At 50.6% G+C, this 21,751-nt stretch carries 15 protein-coding genes; 13 read left to right on the top strand and 2 right to left on the bottom strand.

The features are described from left to right. Positions 1 to 68: 68 nt before the first annotated feature. On the bottom strand, positions 69 to 530 hold the full coding sequence (locus PXY01_RS02145) for a hypothetical protein (RefSeq protein WP_246027769.1): 462 nt from the start codon (positions 528 to 530) through the stop codon (positions 69 to 71). Between the two features lie 121 nt (positions 531 to 651). On the opposite strand from PXY01_RS02145, the gene PXY01_RS02140 reads away from it, so the two are divergent. Beyond that, positions 652 to 1,452 (top strand): carbon-nitrogen family hydrolase, encoded by an 801-nt coding sequence (locus PXY01_RS02140; protein ID WP_127566817.1) that lies wholly within the window; start codon positions 652 to 654, stop codon positions 1,450 to 1,452. Between the two features lie 11 nt (positions 1,453 to 1,463). On the opposite strand, the gene PXY01_RS02135 is transcribed toward PXY01_RS02140, so the two are convergent. After that, on the bottom strand, positions 1,464 to 2,369 hold the full coding sequence (locus PXY01_RS02135) for a LysR family transcriptional regulator (RefSeq protein ID WP_127566815.1): 906 nt from the start codon (positions 2,367 to 2,369) through the stop codon (positions 1,464 to 1,466). Between the two features lie 176 nt (positions 2,370 to 2,545). Between PXY01_RS02135 and leuC the strand changes: the two genes are divergently transcribed. The 12 genes from leuC to parE all read left to right on the top strand — a co-directional run bounded on the left by leuC (position 2,546) and on the right by parE (position 21,739). Further along, on the top strand, positions 2,546 to 3,970 hold the full coding sequence (leuC, locus tag PXY01_RS02130) for a 3-isopropylmalate dehydratase large subunit (protein ID WP_127566813.1): 1,425 nt from the start codon (positions 2,546 to 2,548) through the stop codon (positions 3,968 to 3,970). Positions 3,971 to 4,004: 34 nt separating this feature from the next. Next, the gene (leuD, locus tag PXY01_RS02125) at positions 4,005 to 4,604 is read left to right on the top strand and encodes a 3-isopropylmalate dehydratase small subunit (RefSeq protein WP_127566811.1); all 600 of its coding nucleotides are present in this window, start codon (positions 4,005 to 4,007) and stop codon (positions 4,602 to 4,604) included. 236 nt (positions 4,605 to 4,840) lie between these two features. Beyond that, positions 4,841 to 6,364 (top strand): N-acetylmuramoyl-L-alanine amidase family protein, encoded by a 1,524-nt coding sequence (locus PXY01_RS02120; protein ID WP_127566809.1) that lies wholly within the window; start codon positions 4,841 to 4,843, stop codon positions 6,362 to 6,364. A 13-nt stretch (positions 6,365 to 6,377) separates the two neighbouring features. Beyond that, a complete protein-coding gene (locus tag PXY01_RS02115; protein ID WP_127566807.1) occupies positions 6,378 to 6,950 on the top strand; it encodes a GerMN domain-containing protein in 573 nt (190 codons plus the stop codon). A gap of 57 nt (positions 6,951 to 7,007) precedes the next feature. Then, positions 7,008 to 9,737 (top strand): S-layer homology domain-containing protein, encoded by a 2,730-nt coding sequence (locus PXY01_RS02110; RefSeq protein ID WP_127566805.1) that lies wholly within the window; start codon positions 7,008 to 7,010, stop codon positions 9,735 to 9,737. A 174-nt stretch (positions 9,738 to 9,911) separates the two neighbouring features. Then, entirely contained in the window at positions 9,912 to 10,619 is a 708-nt protein-coding gene (gene nth / locus PXY01_RS02105; protein ID WP_127566803.1) for an endonuclease III, read from the top strand. A gap of 117 nt (positions 10,620 to 10,736) precedes the next feature. Beyond that, positions 10,737 to 14,492 (top strand): dynamin family protein, encoded by a 3,756-nt coding sequence (locus PXY01_RS02100; protein WP_127566801.1) that lies wholly within the window; start codon positions 10,737 to 10,739, stop codon positions 14,490 to 14,492. Between the two features lie 217 nt (positions 14,493 to 14,709). Next, positions 14,710 to 15,894, top strand: coding sequence for a formate-dependent phosphoribosylglycinamide formyltransferase (gene purT / locus PXY01_RS02095; RefSeq protein WP_127566799.1), 1,185 nt, complete (start codon positions 14,710 to 14,712; stop codon positions 15,892 to 15,894). A 203-nt stretch (positions 15,895 to 16,097) separates the two neighbouring features. Next, complete coding sequence (locus tag PXY01_RS02090) at positions 16,098 to 16,937, top strand: GDSL-type esterase/lipase family protein (protein ID WP_127566797.1); 840 nt, start codon at positions 16,098 to 16,100, stop codon at positions 16,935 to 16,937. 441 nt (positions 16,938 to 17,378) lie between these two features. Next, positions 17,379 to 18,398, top strand: coding sequence for an ABC transporter ATP-binding protein (locus PXY01_RS02085; protein ID WP_127566795.1), 1,020 nt, complete (start codon positions 17,379 to 17,381; stop codon positions 18,396 to 18,398). Next, complete coding sequence (locus tag PXY01_RS02080; protein ID WP_127566793.1) at positions 18,391 to 19,377, top strand: ABC transporter permease; 987 nt, start codon at positions 18,391 to 18,393, stop codon at positions 19,375 to 19,377. The genes PXY01_RS02085 and PXY01_RS02080 overlap by 8 nt, the downstream gene beginning before the upstream one ends. A 388-nt stretch (positions 19,378 to 19,765) precedes the next feature. After that, positions 19,766 to 21,739: a DNA topoisomerase IV subunit B gene (gene parE, locus PXY01_RS02075; RefSeq protein ID WP_127566791.1), complete on the top strand. Its 1,974-nt coding sequence runs from the start codon at positions 19,766 to 19,768 to the stop codon at positions 21,737 to 21,739. The last annotated feature ends 12 nt before the right edge of the window (positions 21,740 to 21,751 follow it).

The raw sequence follows: 21,751 nt of genomic DNA, 5'->3' as shown, positions 1-21,751 counted from the left end.
ACGATTAAGCAGGTATGTAGTCCGCCTCCGGATTGAATGAAGCCTCGGAGGACGGCGTAAGGCTTTAGTTAAGAGGGAATACCAATGCGTGCAATGAACGGTTGTATGTCAGCTGAGAACAGAAGCAAATACGGACGACGTTGTTCGTCGAATACGAGCAAGAGAGGCGGCTTCCCGTCGCATTTAAACAAAAACACTTCTTTCACGACAAGCTCGGTATGAGCGAGCTTGACCTTTGCCTGCTTTTGAAGCGGTACCCGGTAGACGTATTGGCATTGCTCGTCCGCTTGAAGCTGTGGTGCAAGACCTGTGATGGATTTCAGCCAGCTGCGGGCAAATTTCTGATATTGCTTGTCGTTGTTGACCGATTTGACGACTCGCTCGGCCTTGACGTCGAACACTTGAACTGGGTGATGGGGTGACTTGGCCTTTGCGTCGGCAGCGTTCGCATACGCCGGATTCGCAGCTGTGACTATTAACAGCAGCAGAACGAATGCGGCGGTGACACGAGCAAGCGGATGTGATCTCATGTACAATCTCCTTCACCTTATAATAGACTGACCCGTTCCTCATTAACGTGCCCTGCTTGACAAGGTTCCATGAGGGGGTATGATTAGGAAAATACAAACTGTGCGCAAAGGAAGAGGAACGATGAACAACTTGAAATTAAAGCTGGCACTGCTGCAGATCGATATTCAGATCGGAGAGCCGGAAGCCAATTATAAGAAAGTAGAGCAAATGATGCTGGAGGCTCTCTCTGCCGATAACAAGCCCGATATTATTATGCTTCCTGAAATGTGGAATACCGGCTATGCATTGGAGCAAATAAGCGAGCTGGCGGACGAAAGTGGAAACCGAACGAAAGAGAAACTGTCCGCTTTCGCACGTGAGCATCAAGTAATCATCGTCGGAGGATCGATTGCAGAGAAGCGGGAAGGCGGCGTATTTAATACGATTCATGCTTTTGGCCGACAAGGCGAGGAGCTCGGACAATACGATAAAATTCACCTGTTCCGATTGATGGATGAGGAGAAGCATCTGCAGCCGGGCAGGGAGACAGGGACGCTGGCAATTGACGGTACACCGGCTGGCATGATGATCTGCTATGACATTCGATTCCCTGAACTGGCCCGTAAGCTGGCTCTCGGCGGAGCCAAAGTTTTGTTCCTCCCGGCTGAATGGCCGAACCCACGTCTCCATCATTGGCGGACGCTTCTGCAGGCCCGTGCAATCGAGAATCAAATGTATGTGATTGCTTGCAATCGATGCGGTCAAAGCGGCAGCACCGTCTTCTTCGGTCATTCGATGATCATTGATCCTTGGGGCGAGGTTATCGCGGAAAGCGGCGAGCAGGAAGGCATATTAACAGCCGAGATCGATCTAGGGCTCGTCGACGAGGTTCGGACGCGTATTCCAATCTTCGAAGACCGCCGTCCAGCGCTTTATGAATAAGCGGGCGAAGATTAACCTCCGTTATAGTGGTTGTCAACGGTCCGTTTCATCGTATTAATGAATGCTTCTGCAGCACGCGACAAATAACGGCCCTTTCGGCTCGCAATCACAAGCGTGCGGGAAGGGGCGGGGTCGCCAAGCGATAAATAGAGCGGCGTAAATTCATTGCGTACGGAATGAGTAATCATCTTCGGTACGAATGCAATACCCATGCCGGCAGCGACAAGGGATTGAACCGTTTCGATGTTGCTGCTTTCGAATACGATCGAAGGAACGAACCCGGCTTGTGCGCACAAGTCCAGCGTAATTTTGCGGAAGCCTTGGCCTTTCTTTAACACAATGAAGGGCTCGTTGTGCAGCTGCCGAATATCGACGGGTCCCTCGTGCTTTGCAAGTACATGTCGTTCTGGTACGGCGAGACATATCTCTTCTTCAATTAACGGCGCCCATGCGAGCGTAGGGTCCTCCAGCGGCAGCGACAGCAGACTAATGTCAGTTTCACCGCTTGCGGTCAGCTGCTCCAGCTTGGAGGAAGAATCCTCCACCAGCACAATCTCGATCTCCGGATACAGAGATCCGAAGACAGGGAGCACAAGGGGGAGGATATGGGAGCCCGTAATCGGCAGGCAGCCGACGACAAGGCGCCCTTTACGCATGAGTGCCATATCCTCCATCTCCTGCTTAAGCTGTTCGGCGGCGTCTAGAATCGCCTGCGCTTTATGAACGAATACGGAACCGGCATGTGTCAATTCGACCGAGTTGGTCGTCCGCCTAAACAGCATGACACCGATCTCTTTCTCCAGCTTGGACAGCTGCTGGCTGAGTGAAGGCTGGGCGATGTGAAGCTTCTCCGCTGCGCGGGAGAAGTTTTTTTCTTTAGCAATTTGAATGACATATTGGAGCTGTCTTAATTCCATTCGGAAAACCTCCTTGCGAAATGCAGCACTGGCGACGCTTGATTGGATGGTTCATAGTTAATAACTATAGCGTTTATAGATATTATATCTTGGAACTATCAACATGAACATGCTATTGTTATTGTAAATTCAATACCTAACAAGGATATAGAAAAGAATTCACGGGGTGAAACGCGATGACGAAGAAAAGAACAATGTTTGAGAAAATTTGGGATAACCACGTCATTCATTCGGAAGAGGGTAAACCGAGCATTTTGTATATCGACCTTCATCTGGTACACGAGGTAACGTCTCCGCAAGCGTTCGAAGGTTTACGTATGTCCGGACGCAAAGTACGTCGTCCAGAATTGACGTTCGCTACGATGGACCACAACGTTCCGACGAAGGATCGGTTCAATATTACGGACCCGATCTCGAAGCAGCAGATCGATACGCTGACGAAGAACTGTGCAGACTTCGGTGTTCGCCTGTTCGACCTGAACGATCTGGATCAAGGCGTCGTTCACGTTATGGGTCCTGAGATCGGCTTGACGCACCCAGGCAAAACGATCGTTTGCGGCGACAGCCATACGTCTACGCACGGCGCATTCGGCGCTCTTGCATTCGGTATCGGCACGAGTGAAGTTGAACACGTCTTGGCGACGCAATGCTTGCAGCAATCGAAAGCGAAGACGATGGAAGTTCGTTTCATCGGCTCCCGCAAACCAGGCGTAACGGCGAAGGACTTGATTCTCGGTGTTATCGCGAAATACGGCACTGACTTTGCTACAGGCTACGTAATCGAATATACAGGTGAGGCGATCCGCTCGCTGACGATGGAAGAGCGTATGACGGTATGTAACATGTCGATTGAGGCAGGCGCGCGTGCCGGCATGATCGCTCCAGACGAGACGACTTTCGAATATTTGCGCGGTCGTCAATATGCTCCTCAAGGTGAAGCGTTCGAGCAAGCGATTAAGCAATGGTCGGAGCTGCGTACAGACGAAGGAGCACAATTCGACACGGTCGTAGAATTCGACGTCGACTCCCTCATTCCGCAAGTGACATGGGGAACAAGCCCTGGTATGGGTACTGATATTACGTCTGTCGTACCGAACCCTGCTGACTTCTCGACGGAGAATGAACGTAAAGCGGCTGAGAAAGCCCTTGAATATATGGATTTGAAACCAGGTACGCCAATGAGCGAAATCGAGATCGATTACGTATTCATCGGCTCGTGTACGAATGGACGGATTGAGGACCTTCGTGCTGCGGCTGAAATTGCCAAAGGCTACAAAGTAAGCGATCGTGTCACGGCAATCGTCGTTCCAGGCTCCGGACGCGTTAAGCTCCAAGCGGAGAAGGAAGGTCTCGACAAAATCTTTATCGAAGCGGGCTTTGAATGGCGTGAAGCAGGCTGCTCGATGTGCCTTGCGATGAATCCTGACGTACTGAAGCCAGGACAACGCTGCGCATCGACGTCCAACCGTAACTTTGAAGGCCGTCAAGGCCGCGGCGGTCGCACGCATCTCGTGTCGCCGGCAATGGCAGCAGCTGCAGCAATCAAAGGTCGTTTCACGGACGTCCGCGATTGGAAGCTGAAGACGGAAGTCGCGAACTAATCGTACCCGTTATTTGAGAGGAGAACTGCGAACTATGGAACCATTTGTTAAACATACAGGTATCGTTGCACCGGTAGACCGTGTCAATGTCGATACGGACGCTATTATCCCTAAACAATTTTTGAAGCGGATCGAGAGAAGCGGCTTCGGCCAATTCCTGTTCTTCGAATGGCGTTTCTTTGAGAACGGCGAAGTGAACCCTGACTTCGAACCGAACAAACCGCGCTATCAAGGCGCATCCGTACTTATTTCCCGCGCTAACTTCGGTTGCGGTTCGTCCCGTGAGCATGCTCCGTGGGCAATTCTCGACTACGGCTTCAAGTGCATCATCGCACCTTCGTTCGCTGATATTTTCTATAACAACTGCTTCAAGAACGGTATCCTGCCGATCAAGCTGAGTGAAGAGCAGGTTGAAGATCTGTTCCAGCGCACGGCGAAGCATGAGGGCTACAAGCTGAACATCGACCTGGAAAACAAAGTGATTACGGACGAATACGGTCTCAACCTCGCATTCGAGCTCGATGAGCACCGTCGTCAATTCCTGCTGCAAGGCTTGGATGATATCGGCCTGACGCTGCAGCATGAGGACAAGATTGCGGCATACGAAGCTAAACGCGCTGCCTCTGCGGTGTAAATAAGTACGCATCTAACTACTTGATAAGGAAGCCCTGCATAAGCTGCTTGATTAGCGCTTGTGCGGGGCTTTTTTGCGTCTAGCAGGAGAATCATTATTTCGATAGAACATTTACCTCTGAACGCAACTTTTTCCGTCGAATTGCGTCTAATATTAAGTCTGTTATAGGAGAATTGTGTTTCTTTGAGGCGCATTTCGCTACGGGCAATCCAATTACATAGTTTTAGAGGTGAAAGATGAGAAAGCTAGTTGTTGCTGCTCTGTTGTTGTCACTCATTTTTTCGCTGTTTCCGGCGATTGGACAAGCAGCTACCGCTGCCGTCACGCCTAAGCTGTATTTGAACGGCAAGCAGTTGGAAACGACCGAACAACCGCGTATTTATCAATCATCTACGCTTGTTCCGGTCAGAGTCGTTGCGGAAGGTCTCGGATTCAATGTTAATTGGAGCCAATCGGATAAGCGTGTGGATATTAATGATGAGACGAACTTGGTATCGCTCACGATCGATAGCCCGGTTGCGAACGTCAATGGTAATCCCGTACCGCTCGATATGACGGCCAAAATTTTCAACTCAGTGACGCTCGTTCCAATCCGTTTCGTTGCGGAGACACTCGGCTTGCAGGTATATTACGACTCTCCGACGAAGTCAGTACATCTGTATAAATATGCTGATCAGGCTGCGCCTTCAGATAGCGACGCCAGTGCGGACAACGGTAGTGGGAATGGTGTTACGGACTCGAACACTGATAACGGCAATACGGGCACGGGTACTGTGGGAGTTCCAGCTAATGTACAAGGCTTCATTAAAAGTATTCAATACGACGGAACTTCGAGCGTTGTGATCGAATACGACGGTGTCATTAAGCCGAACAAAGCGTTCACGTTAACAGGACCGGATCGGATTGTGCTCGACATGCCTAATGCTGCGTTTGTTGAAGGCGTGACCGCTGGTAAAATATTTATCGATTCCAACACCATCCTGAGTCAAGTCCGGTATTCGGTAGGCCCTGATAATCCGACGACGCTTCGTGTTGTACTGGATTTGAACAAGTCTGCCGCCTATGAAGTGACAGAAAGCGAAGGGCGTATTCAAATCGCAGTTTGGGATGACGGCAACGCACCTGTAACCAACACGGATACGCAGCCTGGCAATACGAATACACAGCAGCCGACTGGTACAAGCACCTCGAAGCCTAGCACGACAACAGGAACGAATAACGGGAAGGTGTATAAGGTTGTAATCGATGCAGGACACGGCGGCAAGGACCCGGGTGCAGGCTATGCTGGTGCGTACGAGAAGACGTTTAACTTAAGCATCGTTCTGAAGGTTAAACAAATTTTGGATCAGGACAAACGGCTGCAAGTTACATATACCCGGTTAGACGATACGTATCCTGAGTTGTCCGACCGTGTTAAGATTGCGAATAACTTGAAAGCGGACGCTTTCGTATCGATTCATGCGAACGCTTCTACTTCTTCGAAAACGAATGGAACCGAAACGTATTATTACAGGCAGGATTCAAAGGCATTCGCAGAAATTATGCACAAGCACTTAATCGCAGCTACTGGTCTTAAGAACAATGGAGTCCGTATCGGTAATTATAAAGTCATTCGTGAAACGACGATGCCAGCAATATTGTTGGAATCCGGATATTTGTCCAATGCGTCGGATTGCAAAGCTCTTTTCGATCCTGTAGTACAGAATAGAATCGCTGCCGCCGTTGCTGCAGGCATAAAGGAGCAGTTAAAGCTCAATTAACGAGGTGATCGGAATGAGCCATTTACGTCATTTACGTAAGACGATGGGATTGTTGCTCGTTGGAGCTATGCTGATCAGCGCGACTGCGGCATGCGGGGCCAAATCGAAGGATGATCAGAATGTCACTGCTAACAGGCAGCAGGGGGCTTCTACCAGCCAATTTGAATCGCAGTCAAGTGAACTAGACCGTACGTCTAAGCAAAGGCAAACGATTCATGTCTATTTGACGGATGAGGAACTGACCGTCCTTGTTGACCAAAGCCGTGATATCGAATATGACACCGATCAGGAGAAAATTGCTGCTGCACTGGATGCATTGCAGCAGCAAGGAGATGGGAACGCGGTATCTTTATGGAGCGAGGCGGAATTTCTTTCGTCTGAGCTGAAGGAAGGTGTTGTTACGATCAACATTCATTTGCCAGAAGGCTCTAGGCTCGGTGCATCGGGAGAAGTAATGGCTCTCGAGGCACTGAAAAAAACGATGTTCCAGTTTGACGACGTCAAATCGATCGATCTGCTTGTAGACGGAGAAGCGGTGGACAGCTTAATGGGTCATGAAGAACTGCCTCATCCAATCGTAAAATAAGCGGATTACCTATCAGCAAGAATTTCGATTTGTAACTATCGGGGAGGCTGTAATTGCATGGTATACAATTCCAAGTCATTTAAAGCTTCAGCTTGGCTGCTTGCGCTGTCGATTGCTGCAGGTGGAACGGTGTCGGCACAATCTGTTGTTCCGTATGACACGGCTTCTACTGCTAATGTCGTCGAATCGTCCTCAGCAGCAGTCAAGACGCCATTCACCGACGTGAAAGCGGGACACTGGGCGGAGAAGCATATAGCTAAGCTTGCATTACAGAATATTATCGTTGGCAACAATGGTTTATTTCGGCCTTCAGACAGTGTTTCTCGACAAGAAGCAATCGTGATGGCGATACGGTTTGCCGGTCTTGAGGGAGAGTTGAATCGCAATGAGACGGTCGTATTTCCATCATCGTTCAAAGTGGATAACTATTTTGTGCCATATGTCGTTCTAGCGTTTGAGAAAGGGTTAATCGACCAGAATGAACAGTTCGGTATTGCCGACCAAGAAGCGGGAACGGCTTGGGGCAGCAGCAAAGCATCGCGCGAATGGGTAACGAAGCTGATTGTAAACGCAATTGGCAAGAGCGCTGAAGCAAAGGCTGCTGCGAACCAGCCTCTTACCTTTGCGGATACAGCGAAAGTAGGTGAAGGATACGCTGGATATATCCATACCGCAGTTTCGCTTAATTTGGTTAATGGACTCGCTGGCAATAAGTTCGATCCGAAGGGCGTAGTGAACCGGGCGATGATGGCCACGCTGCTCAGTCGCGCAGAATCGCAGTTCCCGGTTCAATATGAAGGTCAGACGGAAGGCATTCTTACTTTCGCTGGCAACGGTTCGATCCAGCTTTATACTTCGAATGGAGTTCAGACTTATGCTACAGCGGCGAATACGCTGTATTCTCGTATCGGATCAGAGCTGTTTATGGCTGAGAGTGAACTCATCTATTATGCGCGTGTACTCGTTATTGTGAAGGACGGTAAAGCTCAGTACGTTGAGCAAGTGAACGATGAACAGAAGGTCGAGACGATAAGCGGTTCTTTTATTAATTTTAATGCTGCTACGAAGAAGCTTTATATCTGGAAGGATGCGCCTGTCGAGATTGCTTACGATGAAACGCTGCAGGTTAAGGATGGGAATGGGAATCTCATATCTTTGAATGAAGTGGCTAATAATTCGAAGGTGAGCATCACTCGGGATACGTTCCGACCATCTCCTATGGCGATTGCAGTTCAGGTGACGGAGGTTCCTGCACAGTCGGTCGATAAGACGGACAGCGGCACAGTCAGAACGATCAGCAGTACCTCGATCATCGTGAACAATGGAACGTCAGATGAGACATGGGATGTCGCTCCAGATGTATTCTTAACTTCTGGCAGCACCGTGCTGAAGACGGTTCAAGATATTAAGCCCGGCGATAAAATCAATTATGTCATTAAGGACAATGTCGTTACGAGAATCGATGTAGTCAGCGGGGCTGTACTATTGCACGATTCCGGTGAGTACTACAAATCAGATAGCGGCACGTTAACGTATATGAAAGATAAGAAATATATTACGAAGTCGATTACTGATGCGACGGTCGTCTATATAGAGGGCTTGCCAACAGCAACGATGTCCGACCTCCAGCAAGGGGACGAGCTCGATATAACGGTTAATGAAACTGATCAAGTGACGAAGGTCACCGTCACGAATCGTAAAGTAGAAATGGCCGCAGGCGTAGAGATTCGGAACTATGATGCCGATCTCAAAATATTGCTAGTTGTTGATGGCAAGGGTGAACCACGAACGCTTAAATTTACCGCGAACAGCCAAATCGATAACAACGGGGTACCATACACGATTGAGTCGGCTATCAATAACGGCATGCTAGCGAAGGGACGTAAAGTTACGCTAACTTATACCGGTGAGTCGATCGTGAAGATTCAGTTAGCGTATCGTTATACCGGCACGGTAGTATCGATCAATTCATCTACTGCTAAGATTACGTTATCCGTTAACGGCAGCTTATTGACACTTCCAATTCAGACGCCATCTGTCAACCTTTACGGAAAAAATAATGCCACTTTGTCCGATGTTCAGAACGGGGATGAAGTGACGGTCTACATGAATCAGGAACAGGATAAAGTTGTTAACATCCAAGTATCCCGTAAAGTTCAGATGAAGGTTACATCGGTCAACCTTAGTAATTATCGAATTGCGCTGCGTGATGTGAATACGAACGAAGTGACCGAGTATAGCGTATATGGGACGGAGATGCTTAACGAATCCGGCAACAAAATTACGCTTGGCAGCTTGGCCGTAGGCAGTGCGGTGAATGTTGTGTTCTCAGGTACGACGCCTACGAGCATTAATCGGGTTGCGGTAACTGTTGGTACGGTACGTGCTGTTGATGCTGCTCAAGTCACACTGAGCGACTATAAAGGCGGTACGACATCGATTCCACTCGGAGAGAGCTATAAAATTGTAAGGGACAACGTTTCTTCAACTGTCTTCTCTGCTCTGCAGGCTGGTGATCGTGTTGAATTGCGTAAAGACGTGACGAATAATGTGCTTATTACCGTTCTGAAGTCGGTGCAGAAGAAATTCTGGAAGTTTGACGCAGCAACTAATACGCTGCAGACGAAGAGAGCCAGCATTAATGACGAGAATTATAAATTCCCACTCAGCGATGTTGCATTAACGTCAAATGGTAACGCAATTACACCACAATCGCTTGCTGACGGCGATAAGCTTGTATTCTATTATTATGAAGACAAGCTGGTTGAGATTGAGAAAATTCAATAGTACTGAAATCGTTCAAACCTTTCGGTATTCGCTCACCGCGGTATTCCGAAAGGTTTTTTGTTTTGAATAAGTCATTTATCCTGCTGGAATATACCGGATAATCGGTTGCGCGTCACGACATTTTTCGCTACACTTTTGTTCATTAGAGGTTTATGCATTGGGGAGAGACGCAGGATGAAGGCAAAGGAGCGAATGGCGCGAATATTGGATGAATTGACGGCGATGTTCCCGGACGCGCATTGCGAACTGAATCACAGTAATCCGTTCGAGCTGACGATTGCCGTGTTGTTGTCCGCACAATGCACCGATGAGACGGTGAATAAAGTAACCACCGATTTGTTCCAAAAATATAAGCGGCCTGAAGATTATTTGGCCGTACCGCTTGAGGAACTGGAGCAGGATATTAAGCGGATCGGCTTGTTCAGAAGTAAAGCATCCAACATTCAGAAGCTGTGCCGTATTCTAATTGATAAGTACGGCGGAGATGTGCCAAGGACGCATGAGCAGCTGACGGAGCTGCCTGGAGTCGGACGCAAAACTGCGAATGTCGTGGTGTCGAACGCATTTGGTGTGCCAGCTATTGCCGTGGATACCCATGTGGAGCGTGTTTCCAAACGTCTAAGCATCGCGAAGCCGGACGATTCCGTACTTGAGGTCGAGAAGAAGCTGATGAAGCTGGTCCCAAGGGAGATGTGGACGCAGACTCATCATACTCTAATCTTTTTTGGACGATATCATTGCAAGGCACAGCAGCCGAAGTGCGATATTTGTCCTCTACTGGACATATGTAGGGAAGGCGCGAGAAGAATGAAGCCGTCAACGGCTGCCCGTACGAAGAAGCTGCCAAAGACAGGCACACGCCAGACTGCCAAACAAGGCTGAACGTTGCTCATGATGTGGTGTCGATGAGGCAGGCTTACGAGAATCTATAGATAATGAATAGACTGCAGATTGGTAGTCAGCTGTATATGCGGCTGTACTGGAAAGTGGGAGAAACCGATGAGTCATATGACGGAGACGAAAGCGAGTAAATGGATGGAATCAATCTCGCGGCTGTGCCAAGCGATTGCTCCATCTGGGGATGAAAGCACGTTAGAGAAACTGAAGGAGCTGGCGTCGAAGCGAGAGAGCGGAAAGCTGACGATTGCGTTCTGCGGCCACTTCTCGGCAGGGAAGTCGACGCTAGTAAACCGGATTTGCGGCGCGCAATTGCTGCCGACGAATCCGATTCCGACGAGTGCGAACGTTGTCTCGATCGAAGGCGGGGAGAAGGCTTCCGTCACGATCACGCAAATGACAGATGATGGGCGGACGGAGGCCGTGGAGCTTCCAACCTCGGAACTGGAGCATTTGAACCGGTATTGTATCGACGGAGCAAAGTATATGACCGTTCAGATTGTCTATCCATCTGAAGCGCTCGGAAATGATATTGTACTGCTTGATACACCAGGTATCGATTCGACAGATGATGCGCATAAGCAGGCGACGGAGTCAGCGCTCCATTTGGCTGACGTTGTGTTCTATGTAATGGATTACAATCACGTTCAGTCTGAGATTAATTTTACTTTCGCGAAGGAATTGAAGGATTGGGGCAAACCGCTTTATCTCGTCGTAAACCAGATCGATAAGCACCGGGAGCGTGAGCTTCCGTTCGAAGAATATAAGGATAGTGTTGAGCAAGCGTTCGCGAACTGGCATTTGGAGCCGGCCGGAATTCTCTATATCACGATGCGGGAACCGAATCATCCGCACAATGAATATGAATCGCTGCTCGGCTTGATGCGCAAGCTGGCGGAAGTCCGTGAACCACTGGCGGAATGGAGCATATCGGCTTCACTGCGCCATCTGACCGGCGTTCATGCGAAGCGGCAGGAGGAGCTGGCCGAGCCAGATCGGCAGCGTTATATCGAAGAAGCGGGCGGTGAAGCGGGTGCAGCAGAGCTGCGAGAGACGATTCAATCGCTGAAAGACCGGTTGGAGGAGCTACGTAATGAGCCGGAACGGATTCGGTTGTCGCTTCGGGCTGAGGTACAGTCATTGCTCGACAGCGCGATCATTACTCCTGCTTCGCTGCGCGACATAGCACATGCATTTCTAGAAAGCTGCAAGCCGGGCTTCAAGGCAGGGCTTCTGTTCGCTGGAGCGAAGACGGCTGCGGAGAAGGAACGTCGGCTGGAGCAGTTCCGTACGGAGTTCGAATCGGTTGTGAAATCAGCGATTGAATGGCATTTGAACGAGCTGCTGCGCAAAGCTTATGATCGTGCCGGCGTACCGGACGATCAAATTGCCGAGCGACTTGCTGGTATCGTATGGTCACCGACGGCGGAATGGCTGACGAGCCGCGTGAATAAAGGCGCTTCGTTCGGTAACGAATATACGATGACGTACAGCCGCGATATTGCATCTGACGTGAAAGCGGCGTATCGTCAGCTCGCATATCCGCTAATCGATGACATTGCGGAAATATCTGCGGTAGACAGCAAGGCTGCAGCTCAGCAGGCAGAGGAGGAGCTGCGCGAGCTTGGCTCGCGTGCGGAGGCGCTGGCCAAGGTTGAGGCGATCGCGCAGCGTCTTAGCGATGAAGCGGCTGCGCTGTCGTCGCTGCTGCCGCCGAAGCCGGCTGCGCCGTCGCTGCCGGCGCCTGCAGCAGATAAACCGCGCGCCGTCGCTGACCCGCCTAGCGCTGCGAGTGCTAGTGCTTCTGCGCAGCCGAAAGCTGTCGCTACGGCGCCCCGAGCGGGCGCAAGCGCCGTAGTGCGCGGCGCTGCAAGCGTGCCGGCGCAGCCGGCAGACGCGCTTGCAGGCGGCGCGGCGTTCGCGCCGCAGCGCCAGGCGGCTGCGCGCTTGCGCAGCGCTGCGGCGCTAATTGAGCCGCACGCATCACTTGGCGCGGCTGCTCGCGCGATGCGCGAGAAAGCGGACCGGCTGCAGAGTAGCCGGTTCACGATAGCGCTGTTCGGGGCATTCAGCGCAGGCAAATCGTCGCTCGCCAACGCACTGATCGGCTCGCCGGCGCTACCGGTGTCTCCTAATCCGACTACAGCCGCGATCAACCGGATCGTGCCGCCGACCGGGTCGCAGCCGCACGGCAGCGCCCGCGTCGTTATGAAGCCGAAGGACGGCATGCTGGACGATCTACGTTATTCCTTGTCGTTGCTTGGCGAGACAGACCTTCCAACGGATGAGTCAGCGCTGCTGCGCCGAATTGCTTCGCTGCGCCCAGAAGCGGTACAGGCGGGTGGACGGCCGCATTACAGCTTCTTGAAGGCTGCTGAAAAAGGCTGGGACAGTTATTCGGCTCGTCTGGGTGAGGTGCTGTCTGTCGATGAGGCGGAATACCGTCGGTTCGTCGCAGAAGAATCCCGTTCTTGCTTCGTTGCGGAGATTGAGCTGTATTACAGCTGCCCGCTTACGGATGCGGGGATTGTACTTGTCGATACGCCAGGAGCCGATTCGGTCAATGCTCGGCATACCGGCGTCGCGTTCAATTATATTAAGAACGCAGATGCAGTATTGTTCGTTACCTATTATAACCATGCCTTCTCGCAAGCCGACCGCCAGTTCTTGATGCAGCTTGGCCGCGTGAAGGATCAATTAGAGCTCGATAAAATGTTCTTCCTCGTCAATGCAGCAGACCTTGCGTCTTCTCAAGACGAATTGAACGGCGTACTGAAGCACGTCGCTGATAATTTGCTGCAGCACGGCATTCGCTTCCCACGCTTATATCCGGTATCGAGTCTGCAGGCGCTTGATGCTAAGCAAGATGGTAATGATGAAGCACTTGCGCAGTCGGGGATCGCGGCATTCGAGCAGTCGTTCACGGCGTTCATTCGTGACGATCTAGGTCGAATGGCGGTCGAGTCGGCCGACCGCGATATTGCGCGCACCATATCGCAAGTAGGCGGCTGGATTGAGTCGGCCCGTGGCAGCGCGGCTGACCGCGCGGCGCAGCGTGAGCGTGTAGCTGATGCGGCGCAGCGCGCAGCGGCTTCCGCCGCTTCGCTTAATGAGCTTGCCGATTTGCAGTATGACCGGCTTAAGCGTGAACTGGAAGAGCTTCTATTCTATGTTCTGCAGCGAATCGGTTTACGGTTTGGCGAGTTTTATAACTTTGCATTTAACCCGTCAACGCTCCGCGACGACGGACGTGATCTACGTAAGGCGCTCTGGACGTCCTGGCTGGAGCTTGATCGCCAGCTGGCCGTCGAGCTTGCACAGGAGCTGCAAGCGACAACGCTTCGTATGGACAATACGCTGAATGCCGTATTGAAAGAAAGATACGAACGGACGTCCAGCGAGCTGGCCGAGCTGCTGTCCGGATTCGAAGCTTCCGCCTATTCGAAGTTTGAATGGGACGCTGAAGAACGGGGAGACTCATACTGGAATGCAGGCTCCATCGACGCCAAATGGTTCTGGAGCCGGTTCAAGTCACCGCGGCATTTCTTCGAAGGAAATGGTAAAGCGGCAATGCGTGCTGATATTGAGGCACTGCTTGCGGAGCCGCTTAAGCGTTGGTCGGAGCAGGCTGCAGCAGAATGGAACGCTATTTATGCCGACCGTCTGCGTCAATCGGCTGCCGTATGTAGCGCGAAGCTGGCTGAGGAAGCCCGTTCATACGCTGACGGCTTGCTAGCTTCGCTGCAGGATGGCAGTGATCTGCAGCAGCTAACGGAGCTGTTGTCTGGGCTCCATTCGCTGCAAGGCGAGAGCGAACTGGCAGCATCAGCTGCACAGCCGTCCATGTCGAGTGTTTAATTCCGAATGAAGTCGAAATCGTCTGTCCGTTCTTGATGAGAGCGGCAGACGATTTTTTTATCTTTGTCGAAGTGTCGATTTTTGTTGTCATCATTGCGTCTAGACTTGATTTTTAGACTCGTACCGTACACAATGATAAGAAAAAGGAGACGGCGGCAGTTGTAAGCGTGCCTATGCAGCTGAACTGCCGCCGTCCGCATGCTTTCAGGAGGTCATCATGTCTAATTATGGTTCCCCGCTTTCATCCCGTGCTCGTCGTATTGTGCTGCTTGGCTCGGGTGAGCTTGGCAAAGAAGTGATTATCGAAGCACAGCGCCTCGGTATCGAGACTGTAGCCGTTGATCGTTATGCGAATGCGCCTGCCATGCAGGTCGCGCATCGTTCCCATGTCATTGACATGCTAGACGGTGACGCGCTTCGCCGTGTGATCGAGCAGGAGCAGCCCGATTTGATCGTACCGGAAATTGAGGCGATTGCGACGGAGACGCTCGTGGAGCTGGAGAAGGAAGGCCGTACTGTCGTGCCGACCGCCCGTGCTGCCCGTCTGACCATGGACCGTGAAGGGATTCGCCGCCTTGCAGCGGAGACACTTGGTTTACCGACAGCGCCGTACCGGTTCGCTGACACGTTGGACGAGCTCCGCGCAGCGGTCGGTGAGCTGGGGACGCCTTGCGTAATTAAGCCGATTATGAGTTCTTCGGGTAAAGGGCAAAGCGTATGCCATTCCGAGGCAGAGATTGAAAGCTGCTGGAACTATGCGATGGAAGGCGGACGTGCGAAGAAGCAGCGTGTTATCGTAGAAGGATTTATTCAATTTGAGTCTGAAATTACGCTGCTTACCGTCCGTTCGATATCTGGTACAACGTTCTGTGCACCGATCGGACATGTTCAGAAGGACGGCGACTATATCGAGTCGTGGCAGCCGCATGCAATGTCTGAGGAGCAAATTCATGAAGCTGAGCATATTGCCCGACAGATAACGGATTCGCTCGGCGGATACGGTATTTATGGTGTGGAGCTGTTCTTAACGAAGGACGGCGTTCTATTCAGTGAAGTATCTCCGCGTCCGCACGATACGGGCATGGTGACGATGGCAACGCAGGATTTGTCGGAATTCGCGCTGCACGTACGTGCTATTTTGGGCCTGCCGATCCCGACTGTTCGTCTGTTAACGCCGGGTGCGACGCACACGCTGAAGGCCGATCGTGACAGCGAGTCGTTCCGAATTGGCGGCATTGCCGATGCACTGTCGCTGCCGAACACGCAGGTCCGCGTATTCGGCAAGCCGGAGACGAAGAAAGGCCGCCGGATGGCGGTTGCGCTTTCGAGCGCCGACAATGTTGATGCGGCACGAGATCTCGCACGACGCGCGGCGCAGTCGCTTCACATCAGCTACGAGTAATAGACAACGCTACACCTGCCCGTACGGATGCAGGGACAGCTGCTTTTCCACGGTTTTATATTTGTGGGCAAGCAGATTGTCCTTGTATTCGTACGGGTTTTATTTTGTCATTAATGGGAAAGGTTTGTTGTGTAATTTGCAAAATATTACTGTTCGATTTATCTTAGAGGGTAATCAATTGTTAAGAAGAGAGGGCTGTCCGGATGAAACGGGAAACTTTGGTTTGGCGTACGATTGGCCTCATATCGCTCATCTCGACCTTGCTGTTTCTTTGCGGTTTCTCAATTGCGTTGAAGGATATACTTGCACCTACCGATCGCTCGCCATTTAGTGTAGAGACGGAAGAAGAAACGGTAAAAGCCGGGAGGCTGGACGATTCACAAGAAATTCGGATTACAGCGCTCGGTGACTCCTTGACCAAGGGAACAGGTGACTCCAAGGGTGAAGGATATGTGAAGCAGGTTCTAAAGCTCATGGAGGACAAATACAAGAAGCCAGTGATATTAATCAATAATCTGGCAATTAACGGCTTGCGTGCCGATCAATTAAATAACAAGCTTGCAACCGACCAAGGTGTTCGGTTAGCTGTGTCCGAAGCTGACATCATTCTGATGACGATTGGGGGGAACGATTTGTTTCAATACGCGCAAGGTGCAGGAGATGAAGATGGCACACAGCGCAGTGCAGGACAAAGCGGAGATCTTTCTCTTATCGAGCTTCAGGCGAATATGACGGAAGGAGTAAAACGGCTACAGCGTACGATGGAGCTGTTGAACGAAATTAACCCGACTGCCCGCGTCGTCTACGTCGGTTTATATAACCCGTTCTATGATGTGCAAGACTTGCGTGATGGCAGCCTTCAAGTGCAGGATTGGAACCGTCAAGCCTATGACGTTATCCACCAGTATCCGAACATGAGGCTCGTTCCGACGTTTGATCTGTTCGAAGCAAATCTTAGCCGATATTTATCTTCCGATCATTTTCATCCGAATCACGAAGGATATGCCGCCATCGCTGAACGGATCGTACAAACATTGGACTGATGCATATGCCGAAATCGTTAAGCGGCTTGATTACTTACCAATAGCGAAGCTGAGACTTCTAAGGTGTCGATGTTCAGAGACAGCTGCTTGAGGCTCATGAAATGGTTCAGGCTGAGACTTCTGCCTAACTCGTTATGCCCGCGGAGTCCGTTGGGACGGAGCGATTGGTTGGGGAAGCGTCGAAGTAGGAGCGTGTCCCGAAGGGACGTAAAGCGTGTGGGAGCACGGATGGCGGGAGGGGTGACGATTCGGAGGCAGGTGTGGGAGAGTGGCAAAGTACAGTAACAAGTAGAGCGTGCCCCGTAAGGGGAGGAAAGCGTGGATCAGCACGAAATAACTAGGTGCGCTTAGAGGAGTCCAGAGGGCGCGAGCCCTTTGGGGCCCTCCCTTGCAGGGAGGGTTTGGGAGGGTAGATGCCATCTTCGAAAGGAGTTATCGCTAATGACACTCGTGACGAATGACGCTGTTCAAGATGGGCGGCTGATGAAGGAAAATGAGGAGAAATCTGAAGCTGATATCGTATTGTCGGTGCAGAACGTGACCAAAAATATTCGTGGGCGTACGATCATACGTGGCATAAGCTTTGACGTACGCGCGGGAGAAATATTCGGCTTTCTCGGTCCTAACGGCTCCGGCAAGACGACAACAATTCGGATGCTTGTCGACTTGATCCGGCCGACAACGGGCGATATTTATGTGTGCGGCTATCATGTGCAGCGCGATCCAGAGCAAGCGCTTCGTCATGTAGGATGTATAGTAGAAAATCCGGAAATGTACAGCTATATGACCGGATGGGATAATCTTGAGCACTTTGCACGGATGCAGCAGGGGATTAACAGCGATAGAATTCGGGAAGTGGTTGAAATTGTCGGTATGGACGCACGAATTCACGATAAAGTTAAAACGTATTCGCTAGGCATGCGGCAGCGTCTTGGCATCGCGCAAGCGCTGCTTGGACGGCCGCGGCTGCTCATTCTCGACGAGCCGACGAATGGACTTGATCCTAAAGGGATTAAGGAGCTTAGAGTGTTTATTCGATCCCTTGCGGAGCAGGGCATGAGTATTTTTATTTCGTCCCATCTTTTAAGTGAAATTCAGCTCATGTGTGACCGCGTCGCAATCATTAGCAGAGGTGAAGTTATTGCAGTCGGCGATGTAGAGTCTTTAGTGTCCAACAATGAGTCTTATGTCCTATGGCAATTGGATAATCGTGAAGCTGGATTGAAGCTGCTGCAGGGAGAATCCAGTGTTCGTATAATTCCAGAAAATGAAACAAAATTGGATGAATCCGTGATGGCTTTACTGCCTGGAGCGATAGTGACGACGATGACGAATCAGCAGGTTCCAGTACTGGCACGCAAGCTTACAGAATCAGGTATTGGAATTATGGCTGTGCAGAAGGTGGCGCCAACGCTGGAAGAGCTATTTTTAACGATGACGGAGGGAGATACCGTTGATTAGTTTGCTGCCGCTTATCCGCAATGAGACGATTAAAATATGGAAGAAAAAACGGTTTCTCGTCGTCGTGGGCGTTTTGCTCGTGCTCATCCCTGTTTTTACATACGCTCAGATGAAAATCTCGCTCAGCAACCGGGAAAGCTTCGATGATTGGCGGCTTCAGCTTCAACAAAAAATAACCGATTACCAGAATCAACTGTCGAGTGATCGCATACCCGAAGAATGGAAAAGATATCGCCGAATTGCCGTTCAACAAATGCAGTATTATTTGGATCATAACGTAAATCCAGATTCCCCGAATGCAGTTACGTTCACGAGAGGATTCGTCGATGCCTCGGTATCGATGTTTATTCCGCTGCTAGTGTTGGCAATTGCATCTGATATCGTATCAGGCGAACGCTCGACGGGAACGATCAAAATGCTGTTAACGAGACCAGTGCGTAGATGGAAAATATTGCTCAGCAAACTTATTGCTCTTACGCTATATGTATCGCTGTTGCTGCTAACAACGGTTGTGATGGCATATTTGATTGCGGGGCTTGTATTCGGTTTTGGTGGTTGGAACCTCCCTGTGTTTACTGGTTTTGTTATTCACGGCTCAGAAGTTGACAGCTCGAACGTGCACCCGTTGCCGCAGTGGTTATATTTGCTGATGATGACGGGTCTGGCATGGGTGTCAGCGATGACAATCGCATGCTTGGCGCTGATGGTGTCCGTACTCGTGCGAAGCACGGCTGCGAGCATCGTGACAATGATGGCAGCTATAATTGCAGGCTCAATTTTGTCTGCAATGGCTTCCTCATGGGAAAGTGCTAAATACATTTTCTCCCTTAATCTGGAGTTGACGAATTATTTGTCCGGATCACCGCCGCCAATCGAGGGAATGAATCTTCTTTTTTCCCTTGCTGTGCTAGGCTTCTGGGCTGTTTCTGCCATTATCATATCGTTCACCGTCTTTACGAAACAGGATATGTTGAATTAAAATAAACGTCTGACGACAACTTTGGGTGAAGATTCGACTTAATTTGCGTAGATATTTGGTTTGCGAGGCGGATTTTCTTATCTAATCAACTTTATTGATTTAAGCACTTACGTAAAAATTTGCTGGTGCTTCCAATGCAACTTTTGCTGTATCTTATATTTATGACCAGCTTACGAAGCCGTTTTTACTTCAATGATCCGATAAATATCGGATCAAATACTCGTAAAAACAAAGTTAATGCTTCCGATGCAGTTATTGCTGTATCTCATCTGTATAGACAGACATCGAAACAAACACAAAAACAAGATTATGCTTACGAAGTTGTTTTTACTTCAATGATCCGATAAATATCGGATCAAATACTCGTAAAAACTTTAGGAGGGCGCGTATGGCCGAGCAATTGGATCTGTTCGCGAGCAACGCAGCATCCGCCGAACGGAAATACGAAGCGGACGATATTCAAATACTCGAGGGCTTGACTGCCGTACGTAAACGGCCAGGCATGTATATCGGGAGCACAAGCAGCTCCGGATTGCATCATCTCGTATGGGAAATTGTCGATAATGCGGTTGACGAGCATTTGGCGAAATTTTGCTCCGCGATCGATGTGACAATACATAAGGATAACGCTGTATCCGTGAAAGATAACGGACGCGGAATTCCGACTGGAATGCACAAGAGCGGTATTCCAACGCCGCAGGTCGTCTTCACGATGCTGCATGCAGGCGGTAAATTCGGCGGCGGAGGATATAAGAAATCAGGCGGTCTGCACGGCGTTGGCGCTTCGGTTACGAACGCGCTGTCGGAATGGCTTGAGGTCGAAATTTACAGGGACGGTAAAGTTCATAAGCAGCGGTTCGAATATTGGACGGACGCAGACGGCAAGGAGCACGTCGGTGAGCCGGTTACAGGTCTGACCGTAATCGGAAATACGAATCGAACAGGCACGAAGGTTACGTTCAAGCCTGACATTCGCGTATTCCAGAACGGTACGACGATTAACTTCGATTTGCTCGCCGAACGTTTGCAGGAAATCGCGTTTCTGAACTCCGGCCTTAAAGTGACGCTTAAGGATGAGCGTAACGGCGACGAGCTCGTATTCCACTACGAGGGCGGCGCCAAGCAATTTGTCCAGTTTTTGAACGAGGGCAAAACGGTGCTGCATGAAGCCATTCATTTTGCAGCGGAGAAGGACGAGATTGAGGTCGAGGTAGCGCTACAGTACAACGACGGTTATACAGAGACGATTGCTTCATTCGTCAACTCGATTCCTACTCGCGGCGGAGGCACGCACGAGACGGGCTTCAAGACAGCCTATACGCGCATTATGAACGATTATGCCCGCAAGAACGCTCTGCTGAAAGAAAAGGACAAAAACCTTGAAGGCAACGATCTTCGTGAAGGCATGATGGCGGTTATTAACATCAAAATGTCCGAGGTAGAATTTGTTGGTCAGACTAAGGACCAGCTCGGCAGCGCATCAGCTCGAAGTGCGGTTGACGCTGTAGTGGCAGATAAGATGGCAGTGTTCCTAGAAGAAAATCCGCAAATCGCCCAGATGCTGATGAAGAAGGCAATTCAAGCGTCTAAGGCTCGCGAAGCGGCACGTAAAGCCAGGGAAGAAATTCGCTCTGGTAAGAAGAAGAGCGAAAGCTCAAACCTCGGCGGTAAGCTGACTCCAGCTCAGTCGAAGGACTTCTCACGCAATGAACTGTTCATCGTGGAGGGTGATTCTGCCGGGGGCTCCGCCAAGCAAGGGCGCGATTCCAAGCACCAGGCGATACTGCCACTGAAGGGCAAGCCGATGAATCCGGAGAAGGCGAAGCTGCTTGATATTTTGAAGAACGATGAGTACAAAGCGATCATTGGGGCAATCGGCGCAGGAGTCGGTTCGGAATTCGACGATGAGGCAAGCAACTACAGCAAGATCATCATTATGACTGATGCGGATACGGACGGCGCTCATATTCAAGTGCTGCTGCTGACGTTCTTCTATCGTTACATGAAGCCGCTTATTGACAGCGGTAAAGTGTACATTGCTCAGCCGCCGCTGTATAAGCTGACACGCAAATCGGGCAAGCTTGAGACCGTGCGATATGCGTGGACGGACGAGCAGCTCCAGAACTATTTGAAGGAATTCGGCAAAAATTACGAGCTGCAGCGGTACAAAGGCCTCGGAGAAATGAATCCGGAGCAATTGTGGGAGACGACGATGAATCCGGAGACGAGGACGCTGCTGCAGGTACAAATCGATGATGCCGCGAAAGCGGAGAGACGCGTGTCGACGCTTATGGGCGACAAGGTTGATCCGCGTAAACGGTGGATTATCGACAACGTCGATTTCACCGAGTTCGAGGAGTAGGGGGAGAGCTTC

The organism is Paenibacillus xylaniclasticus, from assembly GCF_004001065.1.
Classification (GTDB): Bacteria; Bacillota; Bacilli; order Paenibacillales; family Paenibacillaceae; genus Paenibacillus_T; species Paenibacillus_T xylaniclasticus.
Note: the sequence above shows the minus strand (reverse complement) of the source record. Positions and strands in the feature narration are given on the sequence as shown.